At 69.1% G+C, this 12,504-nt stretch carries 15 protein-coding genes; 9 read left to right on the forward strand and 6 right to left on the reverse strand.

Features of this window, described 5'->3' with window-relative positions:
* Nucleotides 1-93: 93 nt before the first annotated feature.
* The 5 genes from E1293_RS07155 to E1293_RS07175 are packed head-to-tail and all read left to right on the forward strand — an operon-like array spanning nucleotide 94 to nucleotide 4,063.
* A complete protein-coding gene (locus tag E1293_RS07155) occupies nucleotides 94-1,428 on the forward strand; it encodes an aromatic ring-hydroxylating oxygenase subunit alpha (RefSeq protein ID WP_132195107.1) in 1,335 nt (444 codons plus the stop codon).
* A gap of 14 nt (nucleotides 1,429-1,442) precedes the next feature.
* Nucleotides 1,443-1,931, forward strand: coding sequence for an aromatic-ring-hydroxylating dioxygenase subunit beta (locus tag E1293_RS07160; RefSeq protein ID WP_132195109.1), 489 nt, complete (start codon nucleotides 1,443-1,445; stop codon nucleotides 1,929-1,931).
* 20 nt (nucleotides 1,932-1,951) lie between these two features.
* Nucleotides 1,952-2,152 carry a ferredoxin gene (locus tag E1293_RS07165; protein ID WP_132195111.1) on the forward strand — a complete coding sequence of 67 codons (201 nt, stop codon included), beginning with the start codon at nucleotides 1,952-1,954 and terminating at the stop codon, nucleotides 2,150-2,152.
* Nucleotides 2,149-3,336, forward strand: coding sequence for an NAD(P)/FAD-dependent oxidoreductase (locus E1293_RS07170; protein ID WP_207938714.1), 1,188 nt, complete (start codon nucleotides 2,149-2,151; stop codon nucleotides 3,334-3,336). The genes E1293_RS07165 and E1293_RS07170 overlap by 4 nt, the downstream gene beginning before the upstream one ends.
* A gap of 43 nt (nucleotides 3,337-3,379) precedes the next feature.
* Nucleotides 3,380-4,063: a pentapeptide repeat-containing protein gene (locus E1293_RS07175; protein ID WP_132195113.1), complete on the forward strand. Its 684-nt coding sequence runs from the start codon at nucleotides 3,380-3,382 to the stop codon at nucleotides 4,061-4,063.
* Here the strand turns inward: E1293_RS07175 and E1293_RS07180 are convergent.
* Entirely contained in the window at nucleotides 4,060-5,175 is a 1,116-nt protein-coding gene (locus tag E1293_RS07180; RefSeq protein ID WP_132195143.1) for an FAD-dependent oxidoreductase, read from the reverse strand. The two genes, E1293_RS07175 and E1293_RS07180, sit on opposite strands and share 4 nt — an antisense overlap.
* Nucleotides 5,176-5,241: 66 nt before the next feature.
* Between E1293_RS07180 and E1293_RS07185 the strand changes: the two genes are divergently transcribed.
* The gene (locus tag E1293_RS07185; protein WP_132195115.1) at nucleotides 5,242-5,922 is read left to right on the forward strand and encodes a TetR/AcrR family transcriptional regulator; all 681 of its coding nucleotides are present in this window, start codon (nucleotides 5,242-5,244) and stop codon (nucleotides 5,920-5,922) included.
* A gap of 31 nt (nucleotides 5,923-5,953) precedes the next feature.
* Nucleotides 5,954-6,814, forward strand: a complete 861-nt coding sequence (locus E1293_RS07190) for an alpha/beta fold hydrolase (RefSeq protein WP_207938716.1) — start codon at nucleotides 5,954-5,956, stop codon at nucleotides 6,812-6,814.
* A 14-nt stretch (nucleotides 6,815-6,828) separates the two neighbouring features.
* On the opposite strand, the gene E1293_RS07195 is transcribed toward E1293_RS07190, so the two are convergent.
* The gene (locus E1293_RS07195; RefSeq protein WP_132195119.1) at nucleotides 6,829-8,772 is read right to left on the reverse strand and encodes an ATP-binding protein; all 1,944 of its coding nucleotides are present in this window, start codon (nucleotides 8,770-8,772) and stop codon (nucleotides 6,829-6,831) included.
* A 153-nt stretch (nucleotides 8,773-8,925) separates the two neighbouring features.
* Nucleotides 8,926-9,852, reverse strand: a complete 927-nt coding sequence (gene sigJ / locus E1293_RS07200; RefSeq protein ID WP_132195121.1) for an RNA polymerase sigma factor SigJ — start codon at nucleotides 9,850-9,852, stop codon at nucleotides 8,926-8,928.
* A 170-nt stretch (nucleotides 9,853-10,022) separates the two neighbouring features.
* Between sigJ and E1293_RS07205 the strand changes: the two genes are divergently transcribed.
* Entirely contained in the window at nucleotides 10,023-10,640 is a 618-nt protein-coding gene (locus tag E1293_RS07205; RefSeq protein WP_243716075.1) for an LUD domain-containing protein, read from the forward strand.
* A gap of 201 nt (nucleotides 10,641-10,841) precedes the next feature.
* On the forward strand, nucleotides 10,842-11,228 hold the full coding sequence (locus E1293_RS07210) for a DUF3592 domain-containing protein (RefSeq protein WP_132195125.1): 387 nt from the start codon (nucleotides 10,842-10,844) through the stop codon (nucleotides 11,226-11,228).
* 204 nt (nucleotides 11,229-11,432) lie between these two features.
* Here E1293_RS07210 and E1293_RS47310 read toward each other — a convergent pair whose 3' ends face one another.
* The 3 genes from E1293_RS47310 to E1293_RS48510 form a co-directional block, all read right to left on the reverse strand.
* Nucleotides 11,433-11,606, reverse strand: coding sequence for a hypothetical protein (locus E1293_RS47310; protein WP_165978115.1), 174 nt, complete (start codon nucleotides 11,604-11,606; stop codon nucleotides 11,433-11,435).
* Nucleotides 11,607-11,704: 98 nt separating this feature from the next.
* On the reverse strand, nucleotides 11,705-12,013 hold the full coding sequence (locus E1293_RS07220; protein ID WP_132195129.1) for a hypothetical protein: 309 nt from the start codon (nucleotides 12,011-12,013) through the stop codon (nucleotides 11,705-11,707).
* A 27-nt stretch (nucleotides 12,014-12,040) separates the two neighbouring features.
* The coding region (locus E1293_RS48510) for a hypothetical protein (protein WP_207938717.1) at nucleotides 12,041-12,504 on the reverse strand (464 nt) is incomplete at its 5' end.

A 12,504-nucleotide genomic window follows, 5' to 3' on the forward strand; every position in this document is an offset into this window, starting at 1 on the left:
AAGACCGTCCGGACACCCCTCGACGCCTTGACAATGCAGTGGCCGTTCCTAAGAATGGTCCAACCAATGAGCATCCGTCAGAGGAGCGGCACCATGACCACGACCGCCGGCGCGGCCGGGATCGGCCTTCCCGAAGTCGACCGGATCCCGCCGCGCAGCACCCGGTACCTGCGCGACGAGCGGAACCCGAACGCCTTCCTCGTACAGCGGTCCGTGTTCGTCGACGAGGACGTCCTCGCCCGGGAACGCGAGGCGATCTTCAACCGGTGCTGGATCTACGTCGGGCACAGCTCCGAGATCCCCGAACCCAACGACTTCGTCTCCCGGACGGTCGTCGGCCGGCCCGTCCTCTTCACCCGGGACAAGGGCGGCGAAGTGCGCGTCTGGTACAACGCCTGCACCCACCGCGGCGCGGAAGTGTGCCGGGAGCGGCGCGGCAACGCCCGCCGGTTCCGCTGCTTCTACCACTCGTGGTCGTTCTCGACCGACGGGCGACTCGTCGCCATGCCCGACGAGGACGCCTACCCCGACGGTTTCAGCAAGGAGGCGCACCGGCTGCGCGGCCCGGCGCGCGTCGAGTCCTACCGCGGGTTCTACTTCATGAACGTCCGCGCGGACGCCGAGCCGCTGGCGGACTACCTCGCCGGAACCAAGTACTACCTCGACCTCACCGCCGACCAGTCGGCCGCCGGGATGGTCGTGACGCCCGGCAGCCACGAGTACTCCATCAAGGCCAACTGGAAGCTGCTCGTGGAGAACAGCTTCGACGGGTACCACGCCATCCCCGTCCACAAGACCTACCTCGACGTGCAGCGCAGCCGCGGGGACGAGATCGCCGGCAGCACCGACGGCGACTGGAAGCAGTCGCACGCCTACGACCTCGGCAACGGGCACGCGGTGACGGTCAAGGAGGCGCCCTGGGGACGTCCGATCGCCCGTTGGAAGCCGTCCATGGGGGAGGACACGCGGGAGGTCGTCGAGGACTCCTACCGGCGGCTCGTCGAGACCTACGGCGAGGAGCGGGCCGACGAGATCGCCGGCCTCGACTTCAACATGCACGTGTTCCCGAACCTGTCGATCAACAACATCATGGCCGTGATCGTCCGCACCTACTATCCGGTGGCCTCCGGCCTCATGCACGTCAACGCCTGGTCGCTGGCGCCGGCCGAGGAGAGCGCGCCGGCGCGCCGGGTGCGCAACGAGTCGTTCCTGTCCTTCCTCGGCCCCGCGGGCCTCGCGACACCGGACGACAACGAGGCCCTGGAGTCCTGCCACCGCGGCTACGCCTCCGACCCCGGCGGCGGCTGGTCGGACGTCTCCCGCGGCATGGACATCGCCGAACCCCGCAACTGGGACGAACTCCAGATGCGCACGTTCTGGCGCCGCTGGAGCGACCTCGTCGAGAGCCCGGCCGAGGGCGAGCACTGATGGAGGCGACGAGCATGGCCGTGGACCGAGCCGAGGTCGAGGACTTCCTCTACCGCGAGGCCGACCTGCTGGACGAATGGCGCCTGGAGGAGTGGCGGGACCTGTTCACCGACGACGGACGCTACTACGTGCCCGCGACCGACAACCCCGACGGCGATCCCGACCTCGACCTCGCCCTGGTCAGCGACACCAAGGAGGGCGTCCGCGGCCGGGTGCAGCGACTGCTCAGCACCTGGGCGCACATCGAGAACCCGCGCTCGCTGACCCGCCGCGTCATCGGGAACGTCCGCGTGGAGGCCGAACCCGGAACCGGCGAGGTGGTCGCGCGCTGCAACGCGATCGTCTACCGCTCGCGGGTCGCCGGGACCACCACGTACGCGGCGCGGCTCACCTACCGGCTGCGCCGCGGCGGGGACGGCGGGTTCCGGATCGTCCTGAAGCAGACCGTGCTCGACCACGCGACGCTGCGCGACAGCGGCGGCGTGCTGTCGATCATCATCTGACCAGCGGGGGACCTCTTTCTATGCGCGTCACCATCGACGAAGACAAGTGCTGCGGCTATGCGGCCTGCCTCAGCGTGGCCGAGAAGGTCTTCGACCTGGCCGCCGACAACATCGCGGCCGTCCTGGTCGAGCACCCCCAAGGCGAGCTCGCCGACCAGGCCCGCGAGGCCGCCGCCGCCTGCCCCACGTCCGCGATCATCCTGCTGGACGACACGGAATGAGCCCGCGGGAGGTCGTGATCGTCGGGGCGTCGGTCGCCGGCGTCGCGGTGGCCGACGAGCTGCGCCGGCTCGGCTTCGAGGGCCGCCTCGTCCTCGTCGGCGACGAACCGCACCCGCCCTACGACCGGCCGCCGCTGTCCAAGGACCTGCTGACCGGCCGCACCGAGCCGGACCGCATCCGCCTGCGCGAGCCCGCGCACTACACCGACCGCGGCATCACCCTGATGCTGGGCGTCCCGGCCGTCCGGCTGGACGGCCGGCGTGTCGAGCTGGCGGACGGCCGCGTCCTCACACCCGACGCCGTGGTGATCGCCACCGGGGCCCGCGCGCGTTCCCTCGGCGAACCACGGCCCACGCTGGTCACGCTCCGCGGGCTGGACGACGCGCTCCACCTGCGCCGCCGGCTCGCGGACGGTACCCGGCTCGTGATCGCCGGAGGCGGCTTCATCGGCGCGGAGGCGGCCGCGTCCGCCCGCGCGCTCGGCGCGGACGTCACGCTGATCGAGGCGGCGCCGCTCCCCTTCGCCCACCTGCTGGGGGACGAGATGGCCGCCGCGCTCGTCCGTCCGCACCGCGAGGCGGGCGTCCGCGTCCTGACGGGCACACCCGTCCAGCGCGTCGATCGCGCGGGCGGAACCGAGAACGTGCTGCTGGCCGACGGTCAGGTCGTACACGGCGATCTCGTCTTGGCGGGGCTCGGCTCGATACCCAACACAGGCTGGCTCGACGGGTCCGGGCTGGACATCGGCAACGGCGTCCGCTGCGACGCCACAGGCGCGACGGCCCTACCGGGCGTGTGCGCCGTCGGCGACGTGGCGGCCTGGTACGAGCCCGGACTCGGGCGCCATGTCCGCCATGAGCACTGGACCAGCGCGACCGAGCAGGCCCGGACCGTCGCGGCGCGACTCCTCGGGCGTTCACCGAAAGCCGTCCCTGGCGCGGGCGTCCCCTACTTCTGGTCCGACCAGTACGGGGCGCGCATCCAGTCGCTGGGGAACCCCGAACTCGCGGACGAGACCCATGTCGTCCACGGCTCCCTGGACGAAGGCTCCTTCGCCGTCCTGTACGGCCGCGAAGGCCGCCTGATCGGCGCCGCCGGCCGCGACGCCGCCGCACACGTCATGCGGCACCGGCGGGCCATCACCGCCGCCCCCTTCCCCCTCCAGCCGACCGGCGGGACGTGACGGCGCACCGTACCGCCGAGTACCGGACGATAAGGTCGAGTCCGTGGCGATCAACGACGTTCGGGCACGTTCAAGGCGACTGAAAGAACCGGTAGCTCCAAAACTTCCCGGCTCCTTGGCGGAAGCAGGGCTTTCAGAGGCCGACCTGGCCGACGACGGCATATACCTGTCCACACTGTACGGCGCCCTTGATCTGTCGGGACAGGACGCCGAAGACGTCGAGTTCGAGCGCTGCCGCTTCCAGGAAACGCGGTTCTCCGGCACGACCATGCGGCGTGCCAGCATCGCCGATGCCGAGTTCACGTCCTGTGACCTGGCGAACCTGAGGCTCTCCGACTCGCGGATCTTCAACGCGGTGATAGACGGCAGCCGCCTCACCGGAACCTTCATGACCGAGTGCGCGCTACGGGACGTCCTGTTCAGCAACTGCCGTGCGGACTTGTCATCTTTCCGCTTCACCCGGTTCAAGAGCGTCGTGTTCCGCGACTGCAACCTCACGGATGCCAACTTCCAGGGAGCGGAACTCGGCGGCGTACGCTTCGAGCGCTGCAAGCTGGCCGGGGCGCAGTTCAGCAACGCCAACATGAAAGGCACCCGGCTTTCCGAGTGCGACCTCTACGGCGTCAACGGCATTCAGAGTTTCCAGGGTGCGATCGTCCCCACCGCCGACGCACAAGGCTTGCTGTTCGCCCTGGCATCAGCAATGGGCATCACGATCGAGGACTAGCCCGGTTGGAAGAATGCCAGCATTTTCTGGCTGGCGTCCGGGGAGGTCAGGATCTCCTGAATGCGCGCGGACTGCCGGCCGGCGGCGCTGGTGCGGTCGAACATCTCGCGTTCGTACTCCTTGACGGCGGCGGGAAAGTCGTCCGGATGCGCTGCCAGCGCGAGGCCGAGCAGGACGCCGTCGAGCAGCGCCATGTTGGCGCCCTGCCCCACCGGCGGCATCAGATGCGCGGCGTCGCCGAGCAGCGTGACGCCCGTCGTAGACGGCCAGGTCAGGCCGACCGGGAGCGTGGTGATCGACCGTGGCACGACCATGTCGTCGCAGGCGGCGATCAGCGCGATGGCCTGTGAACTCCACCCGGTGAACAGGTCGATCAGCCGCGCCCGGGCACCGGCGGGGTCGTCGGACGGGATCCCGCTGGTGGCGAACCAGTCCTCGGCGGTGTTGTAGAAGCTGAGGTAGACGCGTACGCGGCCGTCGCCGTTGCGCTGCGCCGACAGGGACTGCCCGTCGCCGAGCACCCAGTAGTTGCCGCGTCCCACCATCGCCGCGAGGTCGGGGTGGGTGCGGTCGACGTCGGGAATGCCGAGCTCAACTGCGTTCTGGCCGGTGTGCGCAGGCCGGGCGTCCGTGAGCAGTGGGCGGACCCGGGAGTCCGCGCCATCGGCGCCGACCAACAGGTCATACGTCGCGGTAGTGCCGTCGGTGAAGTGCAGCAGGCCGTCATCGGCGTGCTCGAACGCGTGCCCCCACCGCACCACGTGCTCGGGCAGCGAATCCAGCAGCAGGTTGCGCAGATCGGCGCGGTCGACCTCGGGTCGAAGGGACGGGGCGTCCTCGGGGGTGTCCTCCTGGAGCAGGAGGGTGCCGTCCGGCTCCAGAAGGCGCAGGTCCTGCCCTTCGGGACGGGCGATCGCGTGGAACCGATCGATCAGGCCGGCCTCGCGCAGCGCCCGCTGCCCGGTCCCGGCGTGCAGGTCGAGCATGCCGCCCTGCCCGCGCGCGTCGCGCGACGATTCCCGTTCGTACACGACGGCGTCGATGTCGTTCATGTGCAGCAAACGGGCAAGGGCCAGACCACCCAGGCCGCCTCCAACGATGGCGATGACCACGATTCTCTCCAATACACTGTATTGTTCGAGACACTGTATCGAAGAATGCAATGTATCGTTAGGGGCATGTTGGTGTGGGAGCGGCCGGAGCCGCCGGATCGACCGGTGCCGGCCCCGCTGAGCCGGGAGCGGATCGTCCGGGCGGCGATCCAGCTGGCCGACGCGGACGGCCTGGACGCGGTGTCGCTGCGCAAGGTCGCCGCCGCACTGGACGTCGGGCCGATGCGGCTGTACGGCTACATCGCCAGCAAGGACGAGCTGCTCGACCTGATGGTCGATGCGGTCCACGCCGAGATCCGGCCGGCCGGAGACGGGTGGCGGGAGGTGCTGCGGTCCCTCGCCGAAGCCACCCGGCAGGCCGCTCACCATCACGAATGGTTCGCCGACCTGATCGGGGGGCGCCCGCAGCTCGGCCCGCACGCGCTGGCCAGGATGGAGGCCGTGCTCGCCGGACTCGGCGGCATCGACGTGAGCACCGTCATGCCGGTGGTCGCCGCGGTCGACGCGTACGTGATCGGCACGGTCCGCCGCGAGATCGCCGAGCGGCGCGCCGAGCGGTCCACCGGACTGGACAAGAGGCAGTGGCAGGCCACCTTCGGGCCTTACCTGGAACGCACCTTCGCAACAGGCCGATACCCCGCACTGGCCACGCTCGTGCGCGAAGCCCCCCACCTGAACGCCGACCAAACCTTCGAGACCGGCCTCGACTTCGTCCTCGACGGCATCGAATCCCGCGTCTCACCCTGACGCCCGGCCGGATCCGCTGGTCTCCATCGATATGAGTCGCGAGGTTGAAGTGATGGCAGTAACGCCTTCACGTAGCGGTCACCTACCGACCAACGGCCTGAACCTCTATTACGACGTGTATGGAGAACTCGGCAGTACGCCTCCGTTGTTGCTCATCCCCGGCTCGTTCATGGCCACCGACTCGATGCGGTCGTGGGTGTCGGCCTTCGTGGACGAACGTGCCGTGATCGTCTTCGATCAGCAGGGGCACGGCCGCACCCCGGATGCCTCGCGCACGATGTCTTACGAGCAGTTCGCCGACGATGCCGCGGCGTTGCTGCGCGCGCTGAACGTCGAGCACGCGGATGTGATGGGCTACTCGCAAGGCGGCGGGGTCGCACTGCAACTCGCACTCCGGCACCCGGCGCTCGTCAGCAAGCTGGTCTCGCTGTCCGCCACCTACCGCAAGGACGGCTGGCACCCGTCGGCCCTGGAGGCCATCGAGGGTCTCACCGCCACGGCATTCGCCGGGACGCCCGTCGAGAAGGCGTTCAAGAAGCACACACCGGACGCCGCGGCATTCGACGCCTACCTCGAAAAGATGAAGGTCCTGGGCATCGAGGACCAGAACATCAGCGACGCGCAAATGCGTTCGATCTCTGCGAGGACGATGGTCATCATCGGTGACGCGGACGCCGTGAAGCCGGAGCATGCAGTGGCAATGTTCAACCTGCGCGGTGGCGGCGATGAGGAAGCAGCAGCGTCGGGGACGCTACCGGAGGCTCCGGCCGCCCGCCTGGTGATCCTGCCGGCGACATCCCACATCGGCATCTTCGGGCAGTCAGCGTTAGTGGCGCCAATGGTGAACGCGTTCCTCAACGACGTGACCCCGGCAACCCCGGACCTCTTCTAAGCCTCACCAACGGCTTACGAGGAGACCTTTGGGATGTAGTGATGCACCCTGCGCAAGTACTCGATGGCGTGGTCGGTGGCGGGGTCGTGGTTCAACTGGTCGCGGTAGAAGTGCAACCGGGCCTCGCAGTCGTCGATGACCTCGCACCAGGTGCGTGCCCAGATCCGGACGCCGCCCTCCCACTCTGCGATGCAGCCTGGCGGACGGTGAGGAGCGGTGGCGTCGCGCCGTACGACGTTGTCCATCGTCGTGGAAATGACCCAGAAATCCCATTTCACATTGGCGTCCGTGAACTGAGGGTCGCTGACCACGGCTTCGGCATAGCTCTTGATCTGGCCGACCTCATTCTGGCCGACCTTCACGCTCGGCGCCTTCAGTTCCACGATCAGATGCTCCCTGCCCGAAGAGCCGCGCAGCGCACGGCCGAGCATGAGGTCGACGATGCCCTTCCGGCCGTCCTCCCGGAGGACCGGCTTCAACTGTTCTGGGACCGGGTTCCGTCCCAGCTCCTGAAGGTGCCGTTGCAGGACGGTGTCGAGGCTGCGGTCGCTGACCATGAGCGCATAGGCGTCACCGAACACCCACGTCTCGCGCTCAAGGATCTTGTGGAGTTCGCTGCGCTCCTTAACGATCTTGCTGGTCTGCGGATCGAAGACCATCTTGCGGAGTGCGGCGACGAAGTCCAGCCGGGACGTGACCTCGGTGGTCGCCTTGATGATGTCGGACAGGCTCGTTCGTTCGAGCAATCGCCGCAGCTCGTCCTGCTCTGCCTGGGGCAGGCGGAACAGCTCGTCCAGTACCGGATACAGGCCGCCGGGGTCGTGCGCGATGATCTCGCGGAGCAGGCGGAGGGTCGTGCGGCGGTTCTGGGCCGCCCTCGGCAGCCGCCTCTCCACCGTCGTGGCGACCTCGTCGAAGAGCTGGCGCTCCACCGCCTCGGCCGGTTCGGACGGCTCCTGCCGATAGGGATAGACGTCTTCGTTCTTCCACTCTTGGACGAGCCGGGCGCGGCGCTCACTGTCGCGTTCACGGAAATGCCGGCGCAGCACATCCCGTGCCGTACCCGAGAGTTCTGCCAGGTCGGCGTCCATCTCCGCCAGTTCGAGCGTCTCGCGCCGGTCGCTGAACCCGTCCCACAGCAGGTAGGCGGTGAAGTGGTAGCCGGGTGCCTGGATCCCGGCCGGCAGTTCGGCCAGGACCACGCCGCGCGAGTCGCAGAGGGCCAGGGTCCGCCCCACGTCCCGCGGCCACTCGATGACGCGAAGAAGCGGGCCGGGCAGTACCTCCGCCGCGCCCCCCGGAGCGGTCACGGCATACTCAGCCGTGTGTGCCCAGACGGTGGACGGGTCGAGCACATGCCCGGCGTGGGTGATGGTCACATCCGGATTGGCGGCCAGAAACGGCGCGAAAATGGACGTGAGTTGGTCGCGCGTGCCCGGCTCGGCCAGCCGGCCCACGAAATCGGCCGGCAGGGACGCCTCCATCCTGGTGCCGGGCGGAAGGTCATCGCCCACCGGTTCGGGTTCGGAGACGGTGAAGTCCGCGGGGGCGTCGATCGTCCCGCTGATCGTGGTGCGTTCGCACTGGCCGATGGCGTTGACGGCGGTCGTGACCCAGCGGATCTGCTCGCCCAGCGCGAAAGCCTGCAGCCGGCCCTGGCCGCTACGCCCGTGCAGACCGCGCTTGAGCCGGGGAGAGACTTTGGCGGCGCTCTTCCACGAGCCGCCGAGCCGTCCGAAGTAGTCGGCGCATGAGGCGTGGGGCATTCCGTGCCCGTCATCGACGACGTTGACGTACTCCACGCCGCCGAGGTCGTTGGTTTCGACGTCCACCACGATCTCGCAGGCTTCCGCGTCGAGCGCGTTCCAGATCATCTCGGCCACCGCGCCCAGCGGGTCCTTCAGCCTGGCCAGCCGCAGCAGGTGGTCAGGCCGAGCCTCGATGTGGACGGTGCGCATCCCGCAACTATGGCAGAACCCGCGATGGCATCCCCGCGACTTCCCCGTGGTCAGAGGGTAAGCGTTCGTTGCCTGAGGACCGGTCGGCGGCGGCAAGGCGGCCGGTGGTGCGTTCCTTGGGCCGGTGGGTGCTGCGCGGGTTTGTGGAATGGGTCAGAGAGGTGTCCAGGGGTGGAGTTTTTCGGGGTTGCGTATGACCCAGATGTGTTTGATGCGGTCGGCTGCGACGTCGAAGGCGAACACCGTCACGGTGGCGCCGTTTTGCTGGGCCACCAGGCCGGGCTGACCGTTGACCGTGCGTTCCAGGAACGTCATGTCGGCGGGTCTGCGGTGGGCGATTTCCAGCCAGGCGTGTGCGATCTGCTCGCCGCCTTCGATGGGGTGCAGGAAGGTCGTGGCGAGGCCGCCGCCGTCGGCGGTCGCCATGGCGTCGGGGTCGAGCAGGCCGATGAGGGCGTTGATGTCCTTGGCTTCCCATGCACGCTTGAAGTCCCGGACGACGCCGGCGCGCTGGGCCGCCGGAGTCGCGGAAGGCTGCGCGGCGCGGATGCGGCGGCGGGCCGAGGAGGCCAGTTGGCGGCATGCCGCCGGGGTGCGGCCGACGATCTCGGCCACTTCGGCGAAGGAGTGGCAGAAGACGTCGTGGAGGATGAACGCGACGCGTTCGGCCGGGGTCATCGATTCGAGCACGACCAGGAAGGCCAGGTTGAGCGACTCGTCCAGGGTGACCCGGTCGGCCGGGTCGGCGGTGGTGGAGCCCGGCAGAACGGTGCTCCACTCCGTCCGGCCGGGTAGCGGTTCGGGGACCCATTCGCCCACGTAGGTCTCTCGCCGGGCCCGTGCGGAGCCGAGCAGGTTGAGGCAGATGCGGCCGACCACCGTTGTCAGCCAGGCGCCGGGGGATCTGATCGCGTCCTGCTGCTGTGGGGACATGGCGCACCAGCGGGCGTAGGTCTCCTGGACGGCGTCCTCAGCCTCCGCCAGGGAACCCAGGAGCCGGTAGGCGATATTGATCAGCCGGCGCCGCTCGCTCATGATCGCGTCCAGGCCCGCGTCGGGCCGGCCGTGTCGGGTGGTCATGGTGCCGACGGCTCCCTCGGTCGCAACTGTCCTCACCGGTTCGACAAGACGGCGCAGCGAGATGTGAGGCCGGTGCGTCGCCTCACATTCCGGCGGGTCGTGTTGTCGGAGCGATGGGACGTACCCATCATGCAGCGGACAGGAAGCTCAGAGACATCATGACAACTGCGATGCCGGCGACTCCGTTCGCCGATCCGGCGCCGGCGCAGCGGCTGGAGCGGGCGGCCGGTGCCCTGAACGCGAACGGTTTCGGCGTGGAGATCCTTGACGACGCCGCTGCCGCGCGTGCCCGCGTCACGGATCTGATTCCGGAGGGTGCCAGTGTGTTCACCGGGGCCAGCGAGACCCTTCGCCTGTCCGGCATCGATGAGGACATCAACGGCAGCGGACGGTATGAGGCCATCAAGCCGCGCGTCCTCGCGATGGACCGGGTCGCCGGCGCCGACGACATGCGGCGGCTGCCCGCCAGCCCGGACGTCATCGTGGGGAGCGTCGCCGCGCTCACCGAGACCGGGTCCCTCGTGATCGCCTCGGGCACCGGAAGCCAGTTGCCCGGCTACGCCGGCGGCGCCGCCCGCGCGATCTGGATCGTCGGGGCGCAGAAGGTGGTGCCCGACCTGGGCACCGCACTTCGGCGCGTCGAAGACCACTGCCTTCCGCTGGAAAGCGCCCGCACCCAGGAGGCCTACGGCTCGCCCAGCGCCGTCAACCGCCTTCTCATCCTCAACGCGGAACACCGCCCTGGACGCGGCACCGTCCTGCTGCTGCGCGAGGCCATCGGATTCTGAACAGCCGCCTCGTGGGGGAACGGCCCGCCGGCCGGTTTGCGCGTCCGGCACACCGCCGGCCACGGCGCGGGAGGCGGTGACGCGCCGCAAGAAGGAGGTCGATGCCCGCACCGCCGCCGAACACAACACGGGACAGGTGCGTCAAACGTGACGATGTCCCGTCGTACTCGGCGGCAGGACGGTGCTGAAAGGTTAGCGCGCGTGGACTATCTCGACGCCATTTTTTGGATCGGGGCCGGGGGATTCATCATCTTCATTACCTTGGCGGTCTGGTATCGGTGGCTGCGAATGCGCAATCGTGGGATTCGGACCACCGGTGTCATTGTCGGCCTGGCTACCCCAGATCGGCGGTCGAAGGTCTTCGAGTTCGTGACCGCGGACGGGGCGGTGATCCGCTCCAAGAGTTCCTTGTCCGCGTTCTACTCGTCCAAGGTCGGTACCCGAATCGACATTACTTACCATCCCGACGATCCACTGGAGTCGGCCGACCGTCCCGGCGCCCTTTTCGTTGCCTGTCTGCTCATCACTCCGATTGGGCTGATGATTGGCTTTGCCCAGCTGCTCTATGGCATTGACTTGCTGCCTTGAACACCAATCTCGACGCCTGGACACCGGAGGTGGTGTGCGACGGCGTCCGAGGATCTTGAGATGGGCTGGTCGGGGTGCGGGCCGAGACGGCGGAGGGCGTCTGATTGGACGTGGATGTTGTACCAGCCGTGCCAGTGGCCGTCAGCCCCGGGGCCGCAGGGCGGGTGCCGCGCTTGGAGGGGCGGGCGCGGCACCCGGGGCCGGTCAGGGGCGGTCGCCTGGTTCTTCGACGATGCCCGCGGCCATGCGGACCGCCATGAACTGGAGGGTTCCGCGCTTCACCACGGTCTTCTTGCCGTCGTCTCCCTCGTGGGCGTGGTCCTGGACGGTGATGGAGCGTTCGCCGCGGTAGCGGTACGTCTTCGGGTCCAGGAGCACCTCGTCCCGCAGCCAGCCCTCGTTGCCGATCAGGCCGAGGGTGATCGCCGGACGTCCGGCCGCGTCGACGGTTCCGGCGGTCGCCGTGACACCCGGGATCAGCTTGATCGCCTGGAAGATCGCCGCCTCCGTCCTGGGGGGTGGAGGCTTTCGGCGAGGATGGTCGCCAGGGTGTGGGAGGCCAGGTCGTAGCCGGATTCGGGGGTGCCGCCGACCTTGCGCAGGAGGGCGCGCGGGTCGGTGGGCAGCGGGTCGAATCTGGCCGCGCGGGGGGCCGTCTCGCTTTCGGGTGTCAGGCTCAGCTTGCCGTTCCCGTAGGCGGCGTACTGGTTCTTGCCGTCGACACGGCGCCACAACTCCCAGCTGCGCGTCTCGTAGGGGCCTCCGACGGCGATGCCGGACGGCACGGCCGGCGCCGTCTGCCTGACCTTGGTTTAGAGCCACTGCTGGGGGCCGGGCGCCGTGTAGGGGCGGGACTTCGCGGCGGCGGCGGCCCGGTCGAGCACCACCGCCGCGTGCGCGGCCGTGCCCACGTGGGGGATCACCGGGTGGGGGCGTCCCTCGTCGTCGTGCCCCACGAGCACCGCTCCCGCGGACGCGATCGCGGCGGCCAGCGCGCCGACCGCGGTGATGGGGACGGCCAGGCGAGGCAGCCTGCGGCGCGGGCTCTCCTGGGGCGGCGCCTCCGTGATGTCGTGCATGGTGTCAGTGGGGTGCGTCTTCATGTCACCTGATGTCCGCGGCGTCGTCCGGGGAGGAGCAGCGGCGCAGCACGTAGCCGAGGATCGGCGCGGGCGGGAGCCGAGCACACGTGAGACTTCCAGGCCGATCCGGTCGGCCATGCCTCCCGGGCCCGACGGGGTCAGCGCGGGCGCGGCCTCGGGGGCATTGTCTCGGT

The organism is Actinomadura darangshiensis, assembly GCF_004349235.1.
GTDB lineage: Bacteria > Actinomycetota > Actinomycetes > Streptosporangiales > Streptosporangiaceae > Spirillospora > Spirillospora darangshiensis.

Excerpts from the sequence above, each read along its gene's own strand:
- E1293_RS07155 (WP_132195107.1), top strand. The coding sequence starts at position 94 with ATGACCACGACCGCCGGCGCGGCCGGGATCGGCCTTCCCGAAGTCGAC.
- E1293_RS07160 (WP_132195109.1), top strand. The coding sequence starts at position 1,443 with ATGGCCGTGGACCGAGCCGAGGTCGAGGACTTCCTCTACCGCGAGGCC.
- E1293_RS07165 (WP_132195111.1), top strand. The coding sequence starts at position 1,952 with ATGCGCGTCACCATCGACGAAGACAAGTGCTGCGGCTATGCGGCCTGC.
- E1293_RS07170 (WP_207938714.1), top strand. The coding sequence starts at position 2,149 with ATGAGCCCGCGGGAGGTCGTGATCGTCGGGGCGTCGGTCGCCGGCGTC.
- E1293_RS07185 (WP_132195115.1), top strand. The coding sequence starts at position 5,242 with ATGTTGGTGTGGGAGCGGCCGGAGCCGCCGGATCGACCGGTGCCGGCC.
- E1293_RS07190 (WP_207938716.1), top strand. The coding sequence starts at position 5,954 with ATGAGTCGCGAGGTTGAAGTGATGGCAGTAACGCCTTCACGTAGCGGT.
- E1293_RS07195 (WP_132195119.1), bottom strand. The coding sequence starts at position 8,772 with ATGCGCACCGTCCACATCGAGGCTCGGCCTGACCACCTGCTGCGGCTG.
- sigJ (WP_132195121.1), bottom strand. The coding sequence starts at position 9,852 with ATGACCACCCGACACGGCCGGCCCGACGCGGGCCTGGACGCGATCATG.
- E1293_RS07205 (WP_243716075.1), top strand. The coding sequence starts at position 10,023 with ATGCCGGCGACTCCGTTCGCCGATCCGGCGCCGGCGCAGCGGCTGGAG.